We start from the raw sequence: 24,036 nt of genomic DNA, 5'->3' as shown, positions 1-24,036 counted from the left end.
AGCCTGCCTTCGCAGGCTAAAAGTTTGATAGCCTGCGAAGGCAGGCTTCGTATTTCTAGCCCCACCCTTATAGGGTGAGGGCGTTTTTGCACATTTGGGATGCTCCCGGTTAAAGAGCAACAGGGAACAGGGAAAATAAATTTTCATGCTTGGTTGTGCCAAAACCTGGCGTGAAAGGAAATAACTATCAACAATTTCCGCATCTCGCTAAAAATCTTGCCTATTAGCGTGTCTAGGCTAAAATGTGGCAATATAATTTTCTTGTGGGATGGGCGTCTCACCCGTTCTGGGCGGACAAGATGTCCACCCCACAAGAGTTTGACTAATGCACTACTTTAGTCTAGACAGTCTACTATTGCCCGTTACCCGTTCCCTGTTCCTTCGGAGCAGGTAAACAACCTATAGAAAGATAACACTGGATAATTCCGGATGTGATTTGCCACAGCAGGTATCTAAATTTAGGCGCTAAAGCGTTACCTTGGATTAATTAGAACAGATGGGAGTGCCAGAATTTCTATGCCTTCACATGCCGAATTGTCTTTGGAGGCTGGTTTAGTTGCTCTCAAGCAGGGGAATTATCAAACGGCGATCGCCCAGTTAGAGCCTGTTGCTACTAGTCAAAAAAATACTACTGCTGGCTTACAGGCTCAAGTTGGTTTAGTCATGGCTTATGCACGCATGGGTCAAGTTTCTAAAGCGATCGCCCTGTGTCAAAATCTGCTTGATAGTCCTAATCCCCAAGTGCAAGAATGGGCAGAACGCGCGCTTGGACATTTAAAAAACCGCCAAAAACGGCAAAATACAGCCAAAAATTCTGCCAATGGACATGTCGCTGCCAATAGTACCAATAATAATGGAACTGGTGCATCACAGCAAACAATTACAAAAACCAATAGTGCCGCCGTTCCCGCAGGTAGTCTGAGAAATTCTCATGTAGAAACTATCGGCGTCAATGGTTTAGTCGCCTCTGGTTATCGCGCAGTAGCTAAATCATTTCAAATTTATTGGCGACATGCTCCCAGGGCGAAAGTTTGGCAACCCCTGCATAAACTTAATTTATTACCTTTAAAATTACTGGCAGCTGGTACCTTTATGGCTCTGTTTTGGGTCATCAGGGAAATGCTTCAGCTGACAATGACTTTAACCAATCAAATTTTCATCAAGCTAGCTCACTTACGCCCATTACCGTTATTCAATCGCAATCCGACTGTACTTGTACTTGTAGTTTTAGCGATCGCAATTGCCTTATCACCTTGGTTATTAGATTGGCTATTAGGAAAATATTATCAGCAACGCGAGTTATCTAAAGAAGTTTTAAATGGTCATAGTCGCGAAACTATTCGCGTACTCCAGCGCGCTTGTCAACAACGCCGTTGGCAGTTTCCTAAACTGCGAATTTTGCCAATAAAAGCCCCTATTGCTTTTACTTACGGTAATCTCGCCCGTAATGCCCGAATAGTCGTCAGTCAAGGATTATTAGAGCAATTAGCCGATGATGAAATTGCTGTTATCTACGCCACCCAGCTAGGGCAAATTATCCAGAAAGATTATCTCGTTATGTCTTTGATACTGCTGGTAACTTTGCCTGTTTACAGGTTATATCAGCTATTTTCGGAGTGGGGTAATAAATTTTCTGGTTTTGGTCGCTGGCCAGCAATAATTTTAGCAAGTTGCACCTACGGTATTTGGTGTTTGCTGACAGGCCCGGCTTTATGGTTATCCAAGTTGCGAGTTTATTATAGCGATCGCACGGCTGCGGAAATTACTGGCAATCCTAACGCCCTAATTCGCGCCTTACTGAAAATTACCATTGGTGTCGCTGGCGATATTGGCAAACAAGAACACACCAGTTGGCAGTTAGAAAGCTTGAATCTTCTAGCGCCTGTCAGCTATCAACAAAGTATATCTATGGGGAGTTTAGCCGGACATATTCCGTTTACATCCCTGTTGATGTGGGATAACTTTAATCCCTATCGCCGTTGGTTTACATTTAATAATAGTCACCCTTTAATTGGCGATCGCATTCAACGTCTGTGTAAAATCGCCCGCCATTGGCATTTAGAAACCGAACTACATTTAGTCAACGAACAAGCCTTACGCGGTAACCATCAGCCTTTTCTCTTACAAATAGCTCCTTGGCTGGGTATTCCTCTGGGTTTATTATTTGCCAGTTTAATTTGGTTGGTGTGGCAAATAGCCTATGCCATGAAGATTTTAAACCTGAAATGGATCTATGAAGATTGGTCATTTGTCATCGGTTCTTTGCTCATCGGCTTTAGCATCGGCATAATTTTGCGGATGAATTCTTTATTTCCTGATATTAAACCTGCTAATTTGCAAACCGACGATCGCTTACCTAACCTCTTAGCCAATCCATCTGCTATTCCCATCGATAGCATAAATGTGTGCCTTGCAGGTAGACTCATCGGTCGTCCGGGTGTAGGTAACAGCCTGGGACAAGACTTAATGCTGCAATCGCACATTGGTTTAGTGAAATTGCATCATATCCCCTGGCTAGGACAATCAATCAATCCCCAAGACTTAATCGGCCGCCAAATTACCATTGTCGGTTGGTTCCGACGCGGCGCAACCCCTTGGATTGATATCCAAACCATCCAAACACAAAATGGTCAAATCATCAACAGCGCCCATCCCATTTGGTCAACTATCCTCGCAGTAGCCGCCCAAGCCTGGGGAGCCTTTATATTTCTCAAGGGGTGAAGGAGATTATTAACTGTTGACTGTTGACAGTTGACCATTGACTGTTGACTGTTGACTGTTGACTGTTGACTGTTGACTGTTGACTGTTGACTGTTGACTGTTGACTGTTGACCGTTGACTGTTGACTGTTGACTGTTGACTGTTGACTGTTGACTGTTGACTGTTGACTGTTGACTGTTGACTGTTGACCAAAATGTAAAGAAACATTGCAAAATATTTCTGCAAGTGTTACATTTATTTACATAATCCCAACCCATAAACATAACTAAGCTAGATTGCTGAGTTATTTATCGCCAACCCTTGCGCCAATATATCTATCTTTGTTATTCTCCCAACACAGCAGTAACCTAACCAGCCACTGGCTGGTTTTTGTTTCCAAATATCACCATGTTGAGAAAAAAAAGTAATTTCTGTTACAATTTGCGTGAAGAGTATGCTAGAAATGTCTGCACTGAACTAGCTACGTAGAAAATACCATGATAATGTAAGGAATGGTGTTTTATTCGGCAAACAGGTGCACATCAAAAAAAGTTTACTCGATCGGGTGGTAAGCTATTAGATTTATAATTCTTAGAATTAAGGTGGTATGTAAAATTAGCGTTGTGTGCGCTTTTGTATTAAGCAAGCTTGATCCCAACGAAAAATTGTATTGTATAGGTTGACAGTTTTGAGTAAAAAAATGGGTTATGGCACTTTTTGCTGAATAGCATGGATTTCAAGCCACAGCCAATTCATTGTTTTATCACCTTGCCATTTTCATTCAACTCTGGAGGTATAGTTCATGTCTGTTCGCCTATATATAGGCAATTTGCCAAAAGAAGAAATAGATCGTCAAGAACTACAAGCAGTTTTTGCTGCTGAAGGTGATGCAGTCACCACTAAACTGATCAAAGACCGCAAGACAGGTAAATGTCGTGGCTTTGGTTTTCTCACGGTGAATAATGACGAACAAGCCGATCAAATTATTGAAAAATATAACGGTCAGCTGTTCAAAGAAACTCCCATTAAGCTAGAAAAAGCATTACCTCGCAATAAGGGAGAAGAGGGAGAAGAGCAACCACCCAAACCAGTACAACATGCTGGTGGCGGTAATTCAGCTCCCCCAACACAAAAAGAAGGTAGCCGTCGTGAGAAAAGTTCTAAGAAATCTCGGCGCGGTGGTAGCAGCAATGCTGGACGCGAAACTACCTCAACATCTGATTCTGATGCGATTCGTCCAGATCCCCGTTGGGCTTCTGAATTAGAAAAGCTCAAACAAATGTTGGCTGCACAAACAACAAATTAATCTCTCAAGTAGTCTAATTAAAAATTAAAAATCACAAAAATACTGATTTTTAATTTTTAATTGTCTAAATGCAAGTTAAATTTGCATGTTTGTGATGTGATGAGTTGTCAAGCGGTTATTGCTTGTTTGTGCATTGCTCTGGAGGAGTCCAGTTTTTGTGTAATCAAAAATAAGTTTTTCTGCAAAAACCTGTTTCCCTGCTTGACTAAACATGGATTCCTGTAAGCAATGCCAACAAGTATTGATAAAAAATAGAGAAAATCTGATTAACTATCCAAGCAAATTAATATTTCTCAAGTTGTCGTCGGTTAGTAACTTGCTAGTTTTTAGCTGTAACCAGTGACAAAGTTTAATCCAATGATTCGATGACTCGGCTAGTTTATTCATCGATCGGAGGAAGAGTAGGTAATGAAACCTGATTTTGAATTTGCAGCACATATTCACATATTCTGCCCAAAAAAGTCTTTAAAATTTATTAAAATTTATTTTTCTCTGCCGAGAGCTATTAACCGAGAAATTTAACTCATAATATAGCGATCGCTAATCTTGAGGAGATTGCATACAGAAGCACGATTATACTAGGATTTGTGCCGAGCGAACACCCTTGGTATCATCATACAGCCAAGTTACAGAACAGCAGATTCTCAACAGACAAGCTAATGGAGGAGACAGCTACTAAAGTTCTGTCATTTTCCTATTTCCTAGTTAAAATTATTACTTATAAAATTTAATACCTGTTTCAGGGAAAATTTTGTGAAAATTCTTTTAATAGAAGATGACAAACAGATAACTTCGTTGCTGGTAGAGGCCTTTTCGACTCTGAATTACCAGATTGAGACTACTAACGACGGTCAAAGTGGTTTAGATTTGGTCAAAACCTATGAATATGACCTGCTCATCTTAGATGTCATTCTTCCTAGACTAGATGGAATCAATCTCTGTCGGCAAATTCGCCTAGCAGGCTATGAAATGCCGATTCTGATGCTAACGGCTAACAAAGACATTAGCGCCCGCGTCATTGGCTTAGAAGCTGGTGCTGATGATTATATTGTCAAGCCATTTGAATTACCAGAGCTAATCGCCAGAATTCGCGCGTTAATGCGGCGTGGTAGGACAACTATAGCCAAATTGTTAGTTTGGGAGAATTTACAACTAGATCCTAATAGTAAAGAAGTTACCTATGGGGGGAAAAGGCTACACCTTACCCCGAAGGAATATGGCTTATTAGAACTTTTCCTAGAAAATCCCCGGCGGATATTTAGTAGAAGCGTTCTATTAGATAGAATTTGGTCGGCTGATGAATTTCCTGGTGAAGAAGCGGTGACAACCCATATTAAGGGTTTGCGTCAAAAGCTCAAAGCTGTGGGGATGAAGGTAGATTTAATCGAAACAGTTTATGGCTTGGGTTATCGCCTCAAGGAAGAACAAAAAAAGGAAGAACAAAAAAAATCCGAAGGAAAAACCAATGTAACTTCCGAACCGCCACAGGATAATAGCCAAGCGGAAGCAAAGATTATGGCTGTAGTCGCCAAAATGCGGGAAGAGTTTCAAAAGAGTTTCTCGGAAAAGTATGAGTTATTGCAACAGGCGATCGCGCAATTATCAACTAAAAGTCCAGATAAACGTATAATTAAACAAGCACAAGCAGAAGCTCACCGCCTTGCAGGTTCCTTGGGTTGTTATGGCTATGTAGATGGTTCCAACGTAGCGCGAGAAATCGAACAGTTGTTAGAAAACCACACTGATAAACCGCAAAGTACAGCTTTGCAGTTAACCGAATTAGTCAAATTGTTGAAACAGACATTACAACAGCAACCATCTTCACCAGCCAGTGCTAGCAAAACGGCGGTAACATCAGCAAGGCTATTAATTGTTGATGACGATACTACCCTAACTGAAAGAATTAAATTAGAAGCGGTATTTTGGGGTTTTCAAGTAGAAGTAGCAGGCGAGCCAAAAACGGCTAGATCGAAGATAGCCTTAAATCCTCCCGAAGTTATCTTACTAGATTTGTCATTTCCTGACCAAGAGGAAAATGGTTTTACCCTGCTAGGAGAAATCACCCAAAATCACCCAGAAATTCCCATTCTTGTCTTGACTAGTAGCAATCAACTACCTAACAGAGTAGAAGCTGCACGTTTAGGCGCACATAGTTTTTTAAATAAAACGATGTCTGCTGTGGAAGTCTTAACAGCAGTTAATGTCGCCCTCAACCAACAAACTAGCACCGATGCCAAAGTTTTAGTTGTGGATGACGATCCGGTGATTCTTCACCAAGTAACTACTTTACTATCTCCTTGGGGGCTACAAGTCACACCATTACAAGAATCGCAACGCTTTTGGGAAATTTTAGAATCGACTAAACCCGATTTATTGATATTAGATATTGAAATGCCAGATTTTAATGGTATAGATTTATGCCAAGTTATCCGTAATGATAGCTATTGGAACCATTTACCAATATTATTTCTTTCCGCTCATTTTGAATCGGAAATACTATATAAAGTATACGCAGTGGGAGCCGATGACTATGTGAGAAAACCAATTATCGAACCAGAATTAGTTGCCCGGATATTAAATAGGTTAGAAAGAACACATTTAAGTAAAAAGTTATTACATCAATAATCAGCACGAGTCTGTTAAAGAATATGCCAGCAAAACGCATCTTAGTAATTGATGATGAAAAAAATCTCTGTACTGTCATTAAAGCTTGTTTAGAAAATATCGGTCGTTGGCAAGTACTGATAGCCGAGTCTGGTAGTGAAGGCTTGACTTTAGCAGATAAGGAACATCCTGATGCCATTCTTTTAGATGTGATGATGCCAGACATTGATGGTTTGGCATTGTTTAATCGATTACAAGCTAATTTAGCTACTAAAAAAATTCCAGTAATTTTGCTAACAGCTAAAGTACAAAAAGTAGATTTAAATGAATTTTCTCGCTTGGGAGTTGCAGGGGTAATTTCTAAACCATTCGATCCTTTGCGGCTGTCACATTTAGTGGCGACAACTTTAGGTTGGCAATTATCCACTTGAGTTGCAAGATCCCCGACTGTTTCAAGGATACAGTTAGCGAATTAGAAGTCAGACCCATCAACAATTGATATAAACTGTTCTCTCACTTACCCGACACACCGCCCACAGGCTATAAGCCAGTGGCTAACGCTACAAAGCCTGCCTCCGCAGGCTGTATTTCTCTAGCCTGCGGAGGCAGGCTTTGTTCGGTTAGCCGCACCCTTGAGGGTGACGGCGGGATTTCGGGTTAAGCGAGGGGTCTTACCCCTAATTCACCAGCAGCATCCTTCAAGAAGTCGGGCATCTAGACTACCAACAAATGCTGAGAAAATTCCTAGCTGAGTAAAGCTGGTTGCTTGGTAGATTCCACCGCAGGTGGTACAGCAGTTTGTTCTAAGGTTTGTTCTAAAGTCTGCACTAAGGATTTTGTTACAGGCTGTTCTAACAGTTGGGTGTAGAGTTCGCTCAGTTGAGCTGCTACACCATCCCAGCTAAACTTGTTAATTACTCGTTCTCTAGCGGCTTGACCTAATTCATTGCGCCATTGTTGATCCATGAGAATTCGGTCAATAGCCTTTGTAAAGGCGGGGACATCTTGAGGTGGTGCTAATAAACCAGTAACTTCGGGAACTACGGTAAACTGCAAGCCGCCGACATCGCTGGCGACTACTGGGGTTCCACTCGCCATTGCTTCAATTGCTACTAGTCCAAAGGGTTCATAGTGGCTGGGAACAACGCAAACATCAGCAGCAGCGTAGTAAGTGGGTAGAACTGTTTGACACAGACGACCAGGTAAGTTGGTGATGTCGCTCATACCTAATTCGTTAATTATACCTTCAATGCGATCGCGTTCGATACCGTCGCTATTACCCGGAGTACTACCACCACCAATGATTAAGTGCAGTTTTTGCGACTCGCGCAGCTCAGATGCACCCACCGCACGCACTACTGTTTCTATACCTTTGCGGGGGTCAAATCTGCCCACATATAACACAACTTTCGCTTCTGGGTCGATATTTAATTTTGCTCTTGCTGTTTCTCTATCCACCGAGCCAAACTGCTGCACATCTGTACCGCAGGGAATAATGTCAATATTACCTTTTTTGGAAACGAGCGATCGCATATGTTGTTTTTCTTGGGGACTCGTCGCCACAATTGTTTCAGCTGTCTCTAAAACTTCTTTTTCTACTGCTAATCTTTTAGTGGCGATTGGGGGAATATTCTCAATAGTGTTGTATTTAACTGCTCCTAAAGAATGATATGTGTGAACTTGTTTGCTTCCTTGAATCTTCTTCAGTTGCATTCCTACCCAACTAGAAAGCCAGTAGTTAGTGTGAATTAATTGATAGGTGATGTTATTTTCTTTTTGAAATGCTAAAAACTTCTCAATGAATTCTGGTAAATAATCAAATAGATTATCTCTGGGAACAAACTCTAAAGCGCCTGCTTGAAAGCGGATAGTACGACAATTTTCACTATGCTGCACAATCTGTTGTTGGTCTGCACTTACTTGGCGGGTAAACATATCAACTTGCCATCCCAAGCGCCCTAGAGCTTCACCAACTTTGCGCACATAAACATTTTGTCCGCCAGCTTCTTCTTTACCAATTTCAATCGCTGGATCGCCGTGAACTGAAATTAAAGCAATGCGTTTTTCAGAGGTAGCGTTCATAGTTTGTTGTTGTTCTTGAATTTAAAAAAGTTTCAGACCAATCAATCCAACATTTCTGCCTAGCAGTTTTAGGCAATCATTTAAGACTTTAATTAAACTTTATTCTAAATTAATACGTCAAATGGTTTTATGTATCTGCTTCAAGTAATAAAGTTTTTTCTTACTATTTAGATTTAATTTGTTTATATATCTAACGTGATATTTAATTTTAATGCTTGCGATAGAGCGGCTGCTATTAAATATGGTTTTTGAGAATATGCAGTTTGATAGATCTGGAAATGCATCAATATTTGATTATTATTAATATCTAAGCGGATTTATATACGTATGCCTAAATAAGTAATTACTCTGTCATGGTATACGCAGTTAATCGCTAGCAACATCCAGTCTCATGGTTAATTTTGGTACTAAAACACTTTATGTATTGTAGTTACTTATACTTAATCTTTTTCTCAAATATTTTTGTTACAGCAGATACAGAATTTGCGCAAATCCATGCTTAGTAAGCAAAGTTTATCGTTGACTTTGCTAATTATTCATTTCATAGTAAAGCCTAATACAATGTATAAGAAAAACTGGTCATTGGTCATTGGTCATTTGTTAGAGACGCGATTAATCGCGTCTGTACAATTGTCATTTGTCCCCCTTGTCTCCCTAGCCCCTAACCCCTAGCCCGTGTTTTCCAACTACTCGTTGAGCCTTCTAAATTTCTCGATCCCCCTAAATCCCCCTTTTCAAGGGGGACTTTGAGAGTCTTTTCACCCCCCTTTTTAAGGGGGGTAGGGGGGATCTAAGACTTTGAAAACACGCCTCTAACCCCTAACCCCTGAGCATGTTTGAAGCGCCTGGAATCAAATTCTCTCTGGGAAATGCTTAAATGTGTTTGTCAGTTCTTAAATGTCGAGCTTAAATTAAATATCCGCTTTCTGTACGACAGCTACAGTTGGCTGTAAACAAAATATTTTCGCACATTGCTATTTCCAGTATTATGCCGCCATTTTCCCAAACTCAATTTATCCAAAAGCGTGCAATCACCTTAGCACTAGAGACATCAGTTGAGTTTGCGGTGCAAATGATGAGCCAGGAATGCATAAGTTATGTATTAGTTGTAGAGCAAAATCAAATCCTGGGAATTTTTACAACACAGGAGTTAGTCAAGGCGATCGCTTCAGGGTTAAACTTGACTGTAACTACCCTAGCTGATGTCATGACTGGTAATGTTATGACTGTGAAAGAATCAGAGTTAGGCAATATATATAGCGTTATCTCTTTACTACAAGAGCAGCAATTATCTCATCTTCCAGTTTTGGATGCGCAAGGACAACTTTTAGGTGTGATTACACATCAAAGTATTCAACAAGCGCTACCCCAGAAAATTGCACGCTACGAACAGCTGGTAGAAATACAACATCAGCAGCAAGCGCAGACAGCAGCAGCTTTGCGAGAAAGTGAAGAACGATTGCAATTAGCCTTAGCAGCTTCAGGAGATGGACTGTGGGATTGGAATTTGCTGACGGGAGAAGTTTATCTGAGCGATCGCTGGTGTGAAATGCTTGGCTATAGAGCTGATGAATTATACCATAATTTGAGTACTTGGGAACAATTGATTCATCCCGACGATCGATCCTGGGTGATGAATGTTTTGCAGTCTCACCTCCAGGATAGTTCTATTCCCTACAGCTTTGAATATCAAATGCAAACCAAATCCGGCGAGTGGAAATGGATTGCTAACCACGGCAAGGTGGTGATGTGGGATAATTGCGGTCAGCCATTGAGAATGATTGGTATTCACCGCGATATTAGCGATCGCAAACGCGCCGAACTAGCTTTACAAGAACGAGAAGCTTTTCTGCGAGGAATTGGCGATCGCGTTCCCAATGGTTACATCTACCAGTTAGTGCAAGAATTAGATGGTAGCAATCGCTTTTATTATGTCAGTGCTGGCGTTGAACAAACAAATGGCTTGAAACCCGAAGCCATCTTAGCTGATTCCAGCCTACTATTTAACATCATCATTCCAGATGATATTCCCTACATGCTCCAGAAGCAGCAGGAGTCTGTAGACAATATGTCAGTATTTGATATCCAAGTAAGGGAATATTCCCCAGAGGGAGATATCCGTTGGGTGCGTGTCTGCTCATCTCCTCGCCGGATGGATGATGGGCGGATTTGTTGGGATGGTATCCGATTTGATATTACTGACTTAAAAAATACTGAAGAAACTCTGCGTAAAAGTAAAGCTTTACTTACAGAAGCCCAAAAAGTAGCGAAAATTGGCAATTGGGAATTCGATTTAAGAACACAAAAAATTACTTGGACAGAAGAATTATTTCATATCTTTGATCGAGATCCCGCATTAGGGGAACCTAATTATGAGGATCTCTTAGAATTGTATCATCCAGAATCTGCGGCAAGATTACATCAAGCTGTGGAAATATCAATTACCATAGGGGAATCCTATAAACTCATCCTGCGACGTAACACCCCACCCGGTACGCCTCCCTGCTATATTGAAGGTACTGGACAAGCAGAATTTAACGCTGATGGGCAGGTAATTCGGATTTATGGCACTGCTCAAGATATTACAGAAAGATTCTTAGCACAAAAAGCTTTACAAGAACAAGAAAAGTTTTTACGCAGTATTTATAACGGTGTTGAACAATGTATTTTTGTGGTGGATATTCTTGAAGATAATGACTTTCGCTTTGCAGGGTTGAATCCACTAGCGGAAAGACTTTCAGGTATCAGTTCTCTAGAGATCCAAGGTAAAACTCCAGAAAATATCTTTCCTGCGGAAATTGCATTATCAATTCGCCAGCATTATCAAGCTTGTATTGCAGCAGGAAAAACGATTAGCTATGAGGAGTGTTTACCATTTCAAGGAGAAGATACCTGGTGGATTACTAGTTTAACGCCTTTATTTAACGAACAATCGCGGGTGTATCGGATTATTGGTAGCAGCATAGAAATTAGCGATCGCAAACAAGCAGAAGAAAAACTCAGACAAGCGGAATTACGCTACAGAAATTTATTGGAACAAATCCCCGGAGTTGTCTATACTGCGCCAATTACGGCTACGGCTGAATTTGCTTACATCAGTCCGCAAATTAACCAGTTATTGCAGATTCCTGCTGAAGAATGGGTTGCGGGACATTTAAATACTTGGTCAAATTATGTATATCCAGACGATCGCGATCGCGTCAAAAATAGTTTTGAACATACAATTAAGACGGGAGAACCTTTACTGGCTGAGTATCGCATGTTAACTCGCGATGGGCAAATCATTTGGGTTCGCGATCAAGCTAGCTTAGTCATAGCGCCAGATGGTAAAACTCCAATTCTTCAAGGAATCGCGTTTAATATTAGCGATCGCAAAAAATTAGAACTAGCTTTACGAGCTTCGGAAATTCGCTTACAAAGTATCCTGACTACAGCTAACGCCTCAATTGTCAGTTTTCGCGCCTTTGCAAATTACGACTGGGAATATGAATATCAGTCTATTGGTAGCGAAAGTTTGTTTGGCTATAGTCCAGAAGAAATTATCTCGGATAAGCAGCTGTGGATGTCACAGGTATTTGCTGAGGATCGGGATACAATTTTTTATCCTTTGTTCGCAGATATTTTTGCCGAACGGACTACTAATGTAGAATATCGATTCCATCATAAAGATGGTTCTCTGCGTTGGATTTCTGGAACTTATACCTCCCATCGAGATGAAGCAGCTGATTGCTGGATTGTCACAGGCGTTAGCGTTGACATTAGCGATCGCAAACGCTTAGAGTTAGCTTTGCAAACTTCCGAAAAACGCTTAAATAATATTCTTTCCACAGCTAGCGCTTCAATTTTTAGTTTTCGCATGACTAGCAGCCAGGAATGGGAATATGAGTATCAATCTAGAGCTAGCGAAATCATTTTTGGTTATACTCCCGAAGAACTCCTCGCTGATAAAATGCTGTGGCTTTCCAGGGTATTTCCGGAAGATCGGGAAAAAGTCAGATATTCTCGATTTCTCCAGAGTATTTCTGAAGGTGCTTGTATTATAGAATATCGATTTCGCCATAAAGATGGTTCTTTGCGCTGGATTTCTACTACTTATTCTGCCTATCGCCAAGAAACTGGTGATGGCTGGGTAGTGATTGGTGTCAGCATTGATATTAGCGATCGCAAACGAGCAGAAGAAGCAGTGCGTCAAAACGAAACTTTATTCCGGACTCTCAGCGATTCTGCACCCATCGGGATTTTTAGAACCGATGCTCAAGGTAAAAATATTTATACCAATCCCCGTTTTCAAACAATTTGCGGCTTGAGCTTTGCAGAATCTCTAGGCGATCGCTGGATGCAATTTATTCATCCAGAAGATTTAGCCGAATTTTTACCCCGTTTACAGGCATTAACCACAGCAAATCAAGAATTCTGCACGGAAATCCGTTACATTCTGCGTGATGCCACTTGGCGTTTTTGTCGGATTACCATCGTTCCATTACTGGCGGATAGCAATGAATTAATGGGCTATGTTGGCACAATTGAAGATATTACAGAAAGTCGAGCAATTGAGACAATGAAGAAAGAATTTATCTCCATTGTCAGCCATGAATTACGCACACCCTTAGCTTCTATTCGTGGTGCTTTAGGGTTGCTATCTTCTGGAGTTCTCAAAACCCAACCAGAAACGGCTCAACAAATGTTAGATATTGCTTACAGCGATACAGAACGCCTAGTGCGGTTGGTTAATGACATTTTAGACTTAGAACATTTAGAATCCAATAAATTTAATTTAGTCAAGCAGTGGTGCGATACTGCAACAATTCTGCGCCAATCTGTAGAAGCTGTGAAGCCGCTAGCCACAGAAAATGATGTTTCTTTAGTTATGGTGCCCAATTCTGTGCAAATTTGGGTAGATTCAGACCGAATTGTCCAAACTTTAGTGAATTTAATTGGTAATGCGATCAAATTTTCCCCAATCAATAGCCAAGTGACTGTGATTGTAGAAGAATTAAGCGATCGCGTTTTATTTAAAGTTCAAGATCAAGGGCGAGGCATTCCTGAGACGATGCTAGAAAGTATTTTTGGACGATTTCAACAGGTTGATGCTAGCGATTCTCGACAAAAAGGTGGCACAGGTTTAGGATTAGCTATTTGTCGCGGTATCGTTCAACAGCATGGGGGCAAAATTTGGGTAGAAAGTGCTTTAGGGAAAGGTAGTACTTTTTACTTCACTATTCCTAAATTCGACGAAAGATAGTATCAAATTAAATAGTTTTAATAATAGATCTAGAATTCATACTTAATTTTTGAAATATATGTATGGTTGGAATTTTACAGCATATCCGGGTTTTGATTGGTATTGCTAATCCTATAGATAGGCAATTCTCCAAAAGCTAGGATATTCCTGCGTAAAAATCCCTAATCTTATTGATTTATTCAAACTTTTATTCAAAAATACTTTTATCCCTAGCACGTGAAAATACCAGAATTATCAGCTTTTTTCTTAAAGCTTTTATATCAAGAAATGTTTTATAAAGAATATGTGAAAATATCGCTTTAATAATTGACATGGATTTACTTAATTAATACTTTGAATCAAGTGCTATTTATGAAAAAACAAGCAAGTTTTTCTAGCAGCCTAAGTATTCTTTGTTAGTCCATCAGATTGTGTGTAAGGGAAAGTAATCTATCATGAAAAAAATGCTGGCGACTGTATTAGGTTCTTCGATTCTCGCTGCTGGTATGTTAGCAGCTTCAGCACCAGCTAAGGCCGCTACTTTTGCTTGTTCTAGCGTCATTAGCGATAATGTCTCCAATACTTCTGAATGCGAAGTTAGCAATACCAGCAGTCAAGATTTTCAGGAGAAGAAGGATAAACCGTTGACAGTTAATACTGAAAATTTCTTTGATATTAATAACTGGGTATTTGGTGGCAAAATCGGTGAAACTGCTGGTTATATAGATCTGCAAAGCCAAGGAGAGGGGAAATCTGGAAGCTGGGATATATCGAAGGTAGTTCAAAATAACTGGGAAGATGTCATGCTCATCTTCAAATCTGCTAAAAGCACTCAACTTGTGGGTTACATGGTTGAGGATGGAAAAACTTTTGGAACCTGGAATTCCCCATTTGAAAAAGCTGCATTTAATTTTAACGGTAACGAAACAAAGGATGTTTCTCATATTAGCGTTTACTACAAAATAGGAACGGGAAAAACCCAAGCTGTACCAGAACCTGGCACAATACTAGGAATGATAGCTGTTGGTATGGGTGGATTGTTGACAAGAAAAAATAGCAAAAATCGCACAAAAGAACAGGTAGCTATAAAAGTAACAGTTTAATTTCAGGTAGTTGATCTGAGATATTCTCACAAATAAAAATTCCCGATTTATCTAGTAAACCGGGAATTTTTTTATTGATTAATGATTGAGATTTTGGAAATAGCTAGCTGGGTATTATCCACCCCGATAAACTAGATTTTGAGACAATTTTATGATTTATTCAGCCAGGACTCTAAGGCAGTATTGGCTATTTTTGTAGTGACAAGAATGATAAAGACGCTCAAAATACTAGTTTTGTAGATATTTTTGTTGACACTGCTTTGAATCTGAGGCTGATATGTGTCAAATGTACGATATTGACAATTTTGGTAGATTGTGCATGTATTAGCGTCGGTAGTTTGAGCGATCGCCAATGTGGCTATAGATGCGATTGTTCCTGCGATAATCAAAGATGCAAAGCGATTCATAAGTCTTCAACTTAGAAACCTGATATTAGTGAATACACTTGCACATTTATGAATTTCGGAAAGGGGCATTAGGTATTGGGCATGGGGCATGGGGCATTGGGCATGGGGCATTGGGCATTGGGCATTGGGCATTGGGCATTGGGCACAGACGCGATGAATCGCGTCTCTACAATTGTCTCCCATGTCCTCCTTGTCCTCCTTGTCCCCCTTGTCCCCCTTCCTAGCCCCTAGCCCCTAGCCCCTACTAGGTTGGTAAATGGAAGACGTTTAAAGCTACAGAAATCAGGGAGAGGAAAGTTAGAAAGCCTATTGTATCTAACATAGTTGTGACTAATGGCCCGCTAACTAAAGCCGGATCTAGCTTTAACTGTTTCAAACCCATCGGGAGTAAAGTTCCCAGGGTGACTGCTACTAGGGTATTTGTCGCCATAACCGATCCAGCAATTAACGCTACCCATCGTTCTTGAGGTTGTGCCCAAATTAAGGAAAGCATAATCATGGTTATGGCTAAAGCTATGGCTGTACCTACACCCGCAAGTAGTTCTTTACGAAGAATTTTCAGGGTGTCTTTGGCTGTAACTTCACCGACACCTAAACCTCTGATTGTCACTGTCAATGCTTGAATCCCCACAGTACCACCAGTGTTAGAAAAAATTGGCATGATAACGGCGAGAACAGGGACGGCGGAAATCACTGATTGAAAAGGTGCGATCGCACTAGCTGCACCAATATACAAAGCCATAATTCCCAACAGCCAAGGTAGGCGATTGCGAATGGTGAGTAAAGGTGGAGATAAAGCGGCTTCATCACCACTCACACCCGCTAATTTTTGAATATCTTCTGTAGCTTCTTCTTCTAAAATATCAACTACGTCATCAATGGTAATAATCCCGACTAATCTATCTTCCCTATCAACAACCGGGATAGCGATTAAGTCATAGCGCTTCATAATTTGCGCCACTTCTTCTTGGGGGGTTTCGGTTCTGACTTTAATGACGCGATCGCTAGCTATATCTCTAATTAATACATCAGGAAAAGTAAATAATAATTGCCGCAGGGAAACTACCCTCACCAACGTGCGATTATCATCTGTGACATAAGCATAGTAAATCGTCTCTTTATCTTCATCCTGACGGCGGATTTTACTTAGGGCTTCACCGACAGTTAATCCTTCCCGCAGCCGGACATATTCTGTAGTCATTACCCGCCCAGCTGTCCCTTCGGGATAACCCAAAATTGTTGCAGTTGCTTGTCTTTGTTCGGGACTTAATTCTTGTAATAACCGTTTAATTACTCCGGCTGGTAATTCATCAAATAATTCTGCCCTTTCATCAGGACTCATCGCCTCAACAATTTGTACTACTTGAACATCGTGCAGCGAATTGATTAGTTCTTCTTGTACCTCTGTTGGTAGATATTCAAAAACATCAATTGCTTGGGCTTTATTGAGCAAGCGAAAGGCGATCGCTCGCTGATTTGTCGGCAGTTTTGTAATATATTCACCAACATCAACGGGTTGTAAATGATTCAAATCCCATTTGAGCTGGTTTAGGTCAGCAACTTCAACAAGAGAATTGCGCAAATCTTGCATGAGCATAATACCTCCCTCCTAATGGTCTCCCCCGCGCTGGGAGACTTTCCCGCCAGCTCAGAGGAGGTTAATACTACCGTCTTGTGGACTCTGGTCCATAAACATTCAAAAATTCAATATGGATATCCAATCAGGCATCGCTAAGTCATATATACTATCCTGGAAATGTGTGATCCGAATAGATGCAAAACTCAGTGTGTAGAATTTTTGGCATTCCACACCAGTACTAACTCACCGCCCTGATTGTTGGTTTATTTAGAGTAGATTTTACTACTGTCAGTATCTGTGTCAAGCTAATAGTTAAATTTACCAGTAAACTTTACACAGTTAAAATATTTACCACTTTAGTAGTAAGCTTGTGGTTAGACACAAAATCAAGTATTGTGCTTTTATCTATACCCTTAACAGATAGATTTTTGCTGTACTGGTTTTGTTCGTTCCACTTCTTTGGCGGAAAATAAAACTACCATACCATCTGGCAATTATCAAGCTATTAATTTAATTAATAAAAGCTGAGATGGCAGTATCAGTCTGCTATCTTGATAGTGGTTGATTAATTAACTGGGAATTGACTAGATTTTTAGACAATTTATAGCTATTTACTAAATTTTTTGTGCAGAAAATATCAATTATGATATTGATAAGCAATGGCGCATAATTATATATTAATTGTGGCTAAAATTTGCAAATATTTTATCTATCTTTAGGGTGGTTAATAGAGACGCGATGAATCGAGACGCGATGAATCGAGACGCGATGAATCGCGTCTCTACAATTGTCGCCCAATGCCCCATGCCCAATTTTTAAATTGCTTCGCCGATTAAGGTAAATGCAGCCCAGTTGACAGGATTGGGGTGTTTTTTCATGGTGTCTAGCATGGCGTTGCGCAATGCTACCGCTTTATCGGGATTTTGCTGCCATTGTTGATAAAATTGAGTCATTAATTCTGAGGTGGGTGAATCGGGAACTGACCATAAGGAGACAATTACACTGGTAGCACCAGCAGTAATTAATGAACGGGATAAACCAATGACGCCATCACCTGTAATTGCGCCTCTACCAGTGTCACAAGCACTCAAAACTACCAGTTCTGCATTGATGGGTAAATTGACGATTTCTCCAGGGGTGAGCAAACCGTCATCGTTAGCAGTTGGCGCAAGTGCGATCGCAGTTTTAATTCCTTTGCTAGGATCGTCGAGTAATCCATGTGTTGCTAAATGAATGATTCTCGCCGAAGATAGCTTTTGTTTGAAAGCGGTTTTTGTGGCTTGTTCGCCAGTAATAGCTTGAGTTTTGAGTAAATTAGCAATTGTTACAGCTTCTGTTTCTGCACCCGACAATGGTTGTAATTGCACCGATGGAATTCCCACTTTTGGCATGGTAGGATTGCCAATTACTAATACATCTTTACCTTTGACTTTTTGTCTTTGTTGATGAGTCAATTCTAAAACTTGAATTGCTGGTGCAGTTAAAATAGTATGTTTTTCAATTAAATATTTATCGTTTTTGGCTTGCAATGCGGGAAAGGGAACTAAAAAAAGCGATTGATGGGGAATAAAAATTACTCTTTCATTGGGGTTATTGGGCAATAATGACGCAATTGGGGCAATGAGTATTTGATATAATTCTTGTAAGTATTGTTTTTGCAAAGATTCATCATTAGGTTCGATTTTAATTCCCCTACCACCTGCACCAAGGGAGACGCGGCTTTGATTGATAATATCTGTTAGAGGTTGATTGAGAGATTGCAGATTAACTGATTTAAAAGTTATTTCACCATGAGGTTTAATTACCCAAATATATATTTCTGATGTTTGCAATTTTTTTTTATCGTTATTTTGGGAATAATTAACCAGCGAATATGACACAATTGTTGCATTTTGCACTTGAGCAATTTTTCTAATTTTCTCAATTGTTGGTAAATCCGCAGTTAATTGCCGATTTTGCGTTGCCGAAAGTCGTGAAGTTAATAAATTGACAAATGCTCTAGCACGACTGCGTTCAGCTACTTCTAAAGCTTCGTTAACTTTATTTTGTGTAATGAGAATTTTCTGTAATAAACTATAAGTTTGGGCTTGGGTTTCAAAAATAGAGATTTGACTTTTATCTGTGAGGTCTATACGCAGACTTTCATAAACTTTAATCGCCTCATATAAAGCCTCTGTTGCTTCTGTTAGCTTACCTGCTGTGTAGCTAGTATTTGCAACTTGATTGAACATAATAGCTTCATCAACTTTTTGCTGCGCTTTTCTCGCAGATAATGCCGCTTTTTTGTAAAAACTTATCGCTAAATCGTATTTTTTCTGATTTTCGTAAAAACCACCAACTTTAAAATAGATGTATTGCTGAAACTGCGGATATTCTTCAGCTAAAGCAATAGCTTTTTGATAGTATTCCCAAGCGCGATCGCTTTCTTGTAAATTGGCGTAAGCATCAGCAATTTCAGCTAAAGAGTATGCTACCATTTCCGGCTTTCCTAATGCTTGTGCTTGATTTAATTTCTTCAGTGCCGCTTCTAATTCTGGCGAAGTTTTATTTGCAACCGTGAGACTTTTCACATTAGGAGAAGTTTCCGTACAACCTTGTTTAGCTTCTGCTGATTGACCTAAAATTTTATAAGTAGCACACATGCGTACATAGCTAAATTTAATTACTTGATTGAGTTGTTGCTTGGCTAAATCCAGCAAAAACTTCTTCCCCGGATCGGTAATTTTTTCAGCTTGCTTGAGGCTTGATTGTAAAATTACTAACCCATCTTGATAATTTTGAATCGCTTTCTCATACTTACCTGTTTCTGCATAAATATTAGCAATATTAACTATGATTAATCCTTGCTCTTTATCTCTTTCTAGATTCGCAAAAGGAGAATTAGCGGTGATTTGTTTAGCAATTTCTAATGCTTGTTGATAATATGTTAATGCTTGTTCTGGTTGACGCAAACCTTGATAAACTTCACCTAATTTAGATAAAGTATCGCGTAGCTTAATTGGTGATTTTTTATCTGTTTGGAAAATCTGCAAAGCTTGCTGGAGTGTGGCGACAGCTTCGTTATACTTACTCTTGGCATTATACATATTACCAAGCCCTAAGAGTGCGTCTGCAAGTTGAGAGCGATCGCCTGTTTGTTTCCCTAGACTCACCGCTTGTTGATAAATCTCAATTGCTTTATTGAAAGCTTCATCAGGTGATTTTCCTTCACCTATACCTTTGTAAACGCCAAACAGATAATAATTCCTAGCCAAAGCGATGAGAATATCCGTTTCTTGTTTGCGGAGATTTAGCTGCTTTTGTGGAGAATCAGCAGATTGTTTGCGTAAAACTACCAAAGCTTGTTCTAAAAAATCAATCGCCTGAGTCAGATCGACAGTATCGTAGACATAACCAAGATTTTCGAGGGTATTGGTTTCTCGTTCGAGATCCTGAATTTGACGCGCGATCGCTAATGCTTGTTGATAATAGGCGATCGCTTGCGGTAAATCCCCCAAAGCTCTATAGTTACTACCGAGATTATTTAATGCTCTAGCTGCTAAATCGCGATCGTTGATAGCTTGAGCGATGTCTAAAGCTTGTTGTTGATAGGTAATTGCTTGTTTGTAGTCGCCCAAATCATAGTAAACATTCCCTATCCCCTTGAGAGTTCTTCCTTCTCCCTGTCGATTTTTGATTTGACGATAAATTGTCAAAGCTTGCTCAAACGCTGGTAAAGCTGCTTGAGATTGATTGCGATTGACTAAATCTTCACCTTGTTTGAGTAGTTTATCAGCTTCGATTTGGCGATCGCTGGAATTTTGCGCTAATACCGGCGATATTCTCAATGGCGCAATCAATGTTCCCAAGGGAAATGTCAGGTACAGCGCCAAAGACGCAACACTTAGACTTTGGAGACTATAAGCGATTGGGCGATAACGACGCATAGCTACAATGCAGATTGTCTGCGAAGATTTACTGTGATATATATCTCATGTTTGAGAGCTTATGCAAAAGTCAGCTATTTGCGGTGCTTGGCTCTCCCATGCCCAATGCCCAATGCCCAATGCCCATTTTTAACCTAAATTAGACTGTAACCATGTTTCCAAATCCGCCACAGTCGAAAAATCCAACAACTCCTCACCCAAAGCCTCAATTTGAGATAAAGACAACTGTTGAACTTGTGACAAATACTGCTCAGGAATTCCACCCAAACGTCGATTTAACAGTCTGATTACCAGGGATGTACCTTCTTGTTTTCGCCCTTCTTCTTTCGCTTCTCGCAAAGCTCTTGGTTCTTCTACATCTAGTCCTAACATATTTATAATCTCCTCTCGACTGAGGTTGCTAAATTTGTAAACAATAATAGTCGCAATTAAATCTATTATCGCTATTTCTGATTGTTCCTGCGCTTGTTCCAGTAGAAACCTAGCTGTTTCTATGGCTTCTGTTCCTTCTTTAATCGTCAGCAACATCAAGCCTAATCCTAATGGTTGCTGTTGTACATCGCCCAATTCATCTAGATATATTCGCTGAACTTGATCGCCTGCTAATAAAGAACGATGAATCCTTAAATTTGACGGTTCTAAGTTGCGAGAGCCAAAAATTATCACGCCCATCCAGTCATGATAACGGATCGGGTGGCGGTGCAGAAATAAGGATACTTCCGAAAAGAAGCGAAAATATAAATCTTCATCTTTTTGAAACTGCACTTCGGCAAAAAATACTACTTGAGAAGCTGCGTTAGCTGGAGGTAGAAATACTCCATCAATTCGGAATGCGGTTTCTTTCACTTCTACCGATTCAAACTGATAATTGTCTGCTTCTAGGGGTGGTTCGTCTACTAATTCAAACAATAAGCCAGGAAATTGCTTGAATAATTTGTAAAAAATGGTATCTCGCCGCATGATGAGTTTATTTAATTGTTAGTTTTTTTGGTTATACAAACAATTACAATACTTTATATTGTTGGGTTTCGTTCCTCAACCCAACCTACATCCAGATATTTGATAATGCACTCTCATTTGGTATTTTCAGGGGTTTCAAAAGCTGTTTATGCATGATGCGATCGCAGTTTTCTTATAATTAAGACTCTAAGATTTCTTTGATCATACCCTTTAAGTCTTTTTCGGCTGGACGTTTTGCAAACTGCTCATGATTATAAATCCAGACGAGTTTGATTACTTGGTCAATCGTGTTCACCAAGTACATCAATCTTACTTGCCCAGAAGCTCCCTTACCAGCCTTTAACTCTAGTTTGTGAAATGTCCATCCTTCAGGTAGCTGAATCTTTGCTGGTAAAGGTTCATTCCGGGAATTTACAGGATAAGGATCGTTAATTAAATTTTCTAAAACTTCCCCTAAAAGCTCAACAAAATCGCTTCCTAAAGCTTTGGCAAGTTTCTTAAAAGAACGCCTAAAATTATCAGATTCCTCAATCGAGAAGGGATTTGAGCCAGTCACGCACTTCTCCTTTAGAAACACGAGTTGAGGATTCCGAATTAATAGCTTCCTCTACAGTTTTAGACATTACCGATTCATAAGCAGGGTTTTCTCTCTCAATAATGTCTAGCTTTTGATAACCCAAAGCTTTCATATCCTCAAAGCGAATTGGCTCAGTTGAACTAGCTTGAGGTGGTAAACCTTTACGAGCCTTTTTCCAAGGAAACTCTCCATGAGTCATATCACTCAATCGATATGCATGATAGCCGCCAAAATATTCCCAAATCTCTGCTAAAAGTTTTTTCTGTTCATCAGAAATTTGTAATAAAAAATCTTTACTAGGAACGGGTAACTGATTGGCTTCAAATTCACTATAAAATCTGTACGCAGGCGGACAAACCGGGCCATATCGCCAAGCTTGGATTTCTTCATCAAATAATGGCTCATCATACAGTGCCAAATGCAAACTTTGTGAATAATATAGTAGCTTTTGCACCTTCATATTGGTCATTTCAGCTTCTATACCATCCTCATAAGCTTTGACGATAAAGTAACGAGCTACATTGAGGCAATCAATCATAACTCAGATGTGCAATTAGCAAGTTTTTAGGGGAACTTATATATATTATTATAACTGAGGTTTTATCTTTTTAGTACACAAATACTATTGAAAGTGCGATGGCTCCGCCAAAGCCTCCGGCTAACGCACTTTGCAAATATTACAAAACTAAATCTGAGTTTAAAATAAAATTAAAATATATACAGATTGCTTATTTACTAATTTATGTCTCCCCAGATTCAAAAATATTTTATTCAAAAAACTTCCGGAGTTTGCGGAGGTAATGCACGCATCCGCGATACTCGTATTGCTGTTTGGACTCTAGTTTCTTTCCGTCAGCAAGGGGCTTCCGACGAAGAATTATTGAGGAATTACCCAACGTTAACAATTGAAGATTTAGCGGCAGCTTGGTCGTATTATAAAGAACATCCACAGGAAATTGACTAGTCTAGCCAAGGAGTTCTAGGTCATTTAATATCTCATCCATCATTTCGCTAAAAGAACGATATCGATATAAACCGAATGTAGTTGAAAAACTACAAAACCAAGCTTCCCATTCTTTATCTACTACAATTATATTGGGGTTAAGTAAGAATTGAAAACCCAAGTCTTCACTACTAATCTCTAATACTGTTTGTAGATGTGCTGGGTAAAAAGTTAAATTACATTGTTCATGACCGTAAACAAAGTATTCTGCCTCGGTTACTGGCTCAAATCTTTGCCTATCTTCCATCAATTCATCTATCCAATCTTGATGGTTAAGAGCATACCAATCGATTTCCTCAACTGCATAAAATCGGATGCTACCTTTTGATGTAGGAGGTAATCCATTAGAAGCTTTGAGAAACTCTCGATAAGAAGGTGGTAAATTTATATTTAAACGAGCTTCAGCAGCAGTAATCTGCTCTTCAGTCGCACCAGGATAACCTAAGTAGCCAGATTCAATAACTTCTGATGATAACTCTTCTTTCTCATAATCTTCAAGTGCTTCTATTCGCTTTTGACTCCATTCTCTAATACGACTTTGCCAGTTAAAATTTTTCATTGATTGAAA

Annotated in this window: 16 protein-coding genes; 7 read left to right on the top strand and 9 right to left on the bottom strand. The window is 39.8% G+C overall.

Annotated elements, in window-relative coordinates; all coding sequences use genetic code 11:
* Positions 1-516: 516 nt before the first annotated feature.
* Positions 517-2,721 (top strand): zinc metalloprotease HtpX, encoded by a 2,205-nt coding sequence (locus H6G08_RS24620; RefSeq protein WP_190547753.1) that lies wholly within the window; start codon positions 517-519, stop codon positions 2,719-2,721.
* Between the two features lie 9 nt (positions 2,722-2,730).
* Here H6G08_RS24620 and H6G08_RS24615 read toward each other — a convergent pair whose 3' ends face one another.
* The gene (locus tag H6G08_RS24615; RefSeq protein ID WP_190547742.1) at positions 2,731-2,928 is read right to left on the bottom strand and encodes a hypothetical protein; all 198 of its coding nucleotides are present in this window, start codon (positions 2,926-2,928) and stop codon (positions 2,731-2,733) included.
* A gap of 574 nt (positions 2,929-3,502) precedes the next feature.
* Between H6G08_RS24615 and H6G08_RS24610 the strand changes: the two genes are divergently transcribed.
* The 3 genes from H6G08_RS24610 to H6G08_RS24600 all read left to right on the top strand — a co-directional run bounded on the left by H6G08_RS24610 (position 3,503) and on the right by H6G08_RS24600 (position 7,041).
* A complete protein-coding gene (locus tag H6G08_RS24610; protein WP_190547740.1) occupies positions 3,503-4,006 on the top strand; it encodes an RNA recognition motif domain-containing protein in 504 nt (167 codons plus the stop codon).
* Positions 4,007-4,759: 753 nt separating this feature from the next.
* Entirely contained in the window at positions 4,760-6,631 is a 1,872-nt protein-coding gene (locus tag H6G08_RS24605; protein ID WP_190547738.1) for a response regulator, read from the top strand.
* Between the two features lie 23 nt (positions 6,632-6,654).
* Positions 6,655-7,041, top strand: coding sequence for a response regulator (locus H6G08_RS24600; protein ID WP_190547736.1), 387 nt, complete (start codon positions 6,655-6,657; stop codon positions 7,039-7,041).
* 313 nt (positions 7,042-7,354) lie between these two features.
* Here the strand turns inward: H6G08_RS24600 and H6G08_RS24595 are convergent, their stop codons facing one another.
* Positions 7,355-8,692: a glycosyltransferase family 4 protein gene (locus H6G08_RS24595; RefSeq protein ID WP_190547734.1), complete on the bottom strand. Its 1,338-nt coding sequence runs from the start codon at positions 8,690-8,692 to the stop codon at positions 7,355-7,357.
* 988 nt (positions 8,693-9,680) lie between these two features.
* Here H6G08_RS24595 and H6G08_RS24590 point away from each other — a divergent pair.
* Together H6G08_RS24590 and H6G08_RS24585 are read left to right on the top strand one after the other, a co-directional pair.
* A complete protein-coding gene (locus H6G08_RS24590; protein ID WP_190547731.1) occupies positions 9,681-13,934 on the top strand; it encodes a PAS domain-containing protein in 4,254 nt (1,417 codons plus the stop codon).
* 434 nt (positions 13,935-14,368) lie between these two features.
* Positions 14,369-15,016, top strand: coding sequence for a PEP-CTERM sorting domain-containing protein (locus H6G08_RS24585; RefSeq protein WP_190547723.1), 648 nt, complete (start codon positions 14,369-14,371; stop codon positions 15,014-15,016).
* 149 nt (positions 15,017-15,165) lie between these two features.
* On the opposite strand, the gene H6G08_RS24580 is transcribed toward H6G08_RS24585, so the two are convergent.
* The 6 genes from H6G08_RS24580 to H6G08_RS24555 all read right to left on the bottom strand — a co-directional run bounded on the left by H6G08_RS24580 (position 15,166) and on the right by H6G08_RS24555 (position 23,003).
* Positions 15,166-15,423 carry a hypothetical protein gene (locus H6G08_RS24580; RefSeq protein ID WP_190547722.1) on the bottom strand — a complete coding sequence of 86 codons (258 nt, stop codon included), beginning with the start codon at positions 15,421-15,423 and terminating at the stop codon, positions 15,166-15,168.
* A 244-nt stretch (positions 15,424-15,667) separates the two neighbouring features.
* On the bottom strand, positions 15,668-17,020 hold the full coding sequence (gene mgtE / locus H6G08_RS24575; protein WP_190547719.1) for a magnesium transporter: 1,353 nt from the start codon (positions 17,018-17,020) through the stop codon (positions 15,668-15,670).
* A 797-nt stretch (positions 17,021-17,817) separates the two neighbouring features.
* A complete protein-coding gene (locus H6G08_RS24570; protein ID WP_190547716.1) occupies positions 17,818-20,928 on the bottom strand; it encodes a CHAT domain-containing protein in 3,111 nt (1,036 codons plus the stop codon).
* Positions 20,929-21,057: 129 nt separating this feature from the next.
* Complete coding sequence (locus H6G08_RS24565; protein ID WP_190547715.1) at positions 21,058-21,888, bottom strand: Rpn family recombination-promoting nuclease/putative transposase; 831 nt, start codon at positions 21,886-21,888, stop codon at positions 21,058-21,060.
* Positions 21,889-22,066: 178 nt separating this feature from the next.
* The gene (locus tag H6G08_RS24560) at positions 22,067-22,444 is read right to left on the bottom strand and encodes a type II toxin-antitoxin system RelE/ParE family toxin (RefSeq protein WP_190547713.1); all 378 of its coding nucleotides are present in this window, start codon (positions 22,442-22,444) and stop codon (positions 22,067-22,069) included.
* Positions 22,416-23,003, bottom strand: coding sequence for a Panacea domain-containing protein (locus H6G08_RS24555; protein WP_190547711.1), 588 nt, complete (start codon positions 23,001-23,003; stop codon positions 22,416-22,418). The genes H6G08_RS24560 and H6G08_RS24555 overlap by 29 nt, the downstream gene beginning before the upstream one ends.
* A 204-nt stretch (positions 23,004-23,207) precedes the next feature.
* Here H6G08_RS24555 and H6G08_RS24550 point away from each other — a divergent pair, with 204 nt between their 5' ends.
* Positions 23,208-23,429 carry a DUF433 domain-containing protein gene (locus H6G08_RS24550; RefSeq protein ID WP_190547709.1) on the top strand — a complete coding sequence of 74 codons (222 nt, stop codon included), beginning with the start codon at positions 23,208-23,210 and terminating at the stop codon, positions 23,427-23,429.
* Position 23,430: 1 nt separating this feature from the next.
* Here the strand turns inward: H6G08_RS24550 and H6G08_RS24545 are convergent, their stop codons facing one another.
* On the bottom strand, positions 23,431-24,027 hold the full coding sequence (locus H6G08_RS24545) for an SMI1/KNR4 family protein (RefSeq protein WP_190547707.1): 597 nt from the start codon (positions 24,025-24,027) through the stop codon (positions 23,431-23,433).
* Positions 24,028-24,036 lie beyond the last annotated feature (9 nt).

It is taken from the genome of Calothrix anomala FACHB-343 (assembly GCF_014696435.1).
Taxonomy (GTDB): domain Bacteria; phylum Cyanobacteriota; class Cyanobacteriia; order Cyanobacteriales; family Nostocaceae; genus Aulosira; species Aulosira anomala_A.
The sequence above is the reverse complement of the archived record's forward strand: the minus strand, read 5'-3'. Positions and strand labels throughout refer to the sequence as shown.

Coding starts and splice junctions, on each gene's coding strand:
- mgtE (WP_190547719.1), bottom strand. CDS start 17,020: ATGCTCATGCAAGATTTGCGCAATTCTCTTGTTGAAGTTGCTGACCTA.
- H6G08_RS24600 (WP_190547736.1), top strand. CDS start 6,655: ATGCCAGCAAAACGCATCTTAGTAATTGATGATGAAAAAAATCTCTGT.
- H6G08_RS24580 (WP_190547722.1), bottom strand. CDS start 15,423: ATGAATCGCTTTGCATCTTTGATTATCGCAGGAACAATCGCATCTATA.
- H6G08_RS24590 (WP_190547731.1), top strand. CDS start 9,681: ATGCCGCCATTTTCCCAAACTCAATTTATCCAAAAGCGTGCAATCACC.
- H6G08_RS24555 (WP_190547711.1), bottom strand. CDS start 23,003: ATGATTGATTGCCTCAATGTAGCTCGTTACTTTATCGTCAAAGCTTAT.
- H6G08_RS24570 (WP_190547716.1), bottom strand. CDS start 20,928: ATGCGTCGTTATCGCCCAATCGCTTATAGTCTCCAAAGTCTAAGTGTT.
- H6G08_RS24585 (WP_190547723.1), top strand. CDS start 14,369: ATGAAAAAAATGCTGGCGACTGTATTAGGTTCTTCGATTCTCGCTGCT.
- H6G08_RS24550 (WP_190547709.1), top strand. CDS start 23,208: ATGTCTCCCCAGATTCAAAAATATTTTATTCAAAAAACTTCCGGAGTT.
- H6G08_RS24615 (WP_190547742.1), bottom strand. CDS start 2,928: ATGTTTCTTTACATTTTGGTCAACAGTCAACAGTCAACAGTCAACAGT.
- H6G08_RS24545 (WP_190547707.1), bottom strand. CDS start 24,027: ATGAAAAATTTTAACTGGCAAAGTCGTATTAGAGAATGGAGTCAAAAG.
- H6G08_RS24620 (WP_190547753.1), top strand. CDS start 517: ATGCCTTCACATGCCGAATTGTCTTTGGAGGCTGGTTTAGTTGCTCTC.
- H6G08_RS24565 (WP_190547715.1), bottom strand. CDS start 21,888: ATGCGGCGAGATACCATTTTTTACAAATTATTCAAGCAATTTCCTGGC.
- H6G08_RS24610 (WP_190547740.1), top strand. CDS start 3,503: ATGTCTGTTCGCCTATATATAGGCAATTTGCCAAAAGAAGAAATAGAT.
- H6G08_RS24595 (WP_190547734.1), bottom strand. CDS start 8,692: ATGAACGCTACCTCTGAAAAACGCATTGCTTTAATTTCAGTTCACGGC.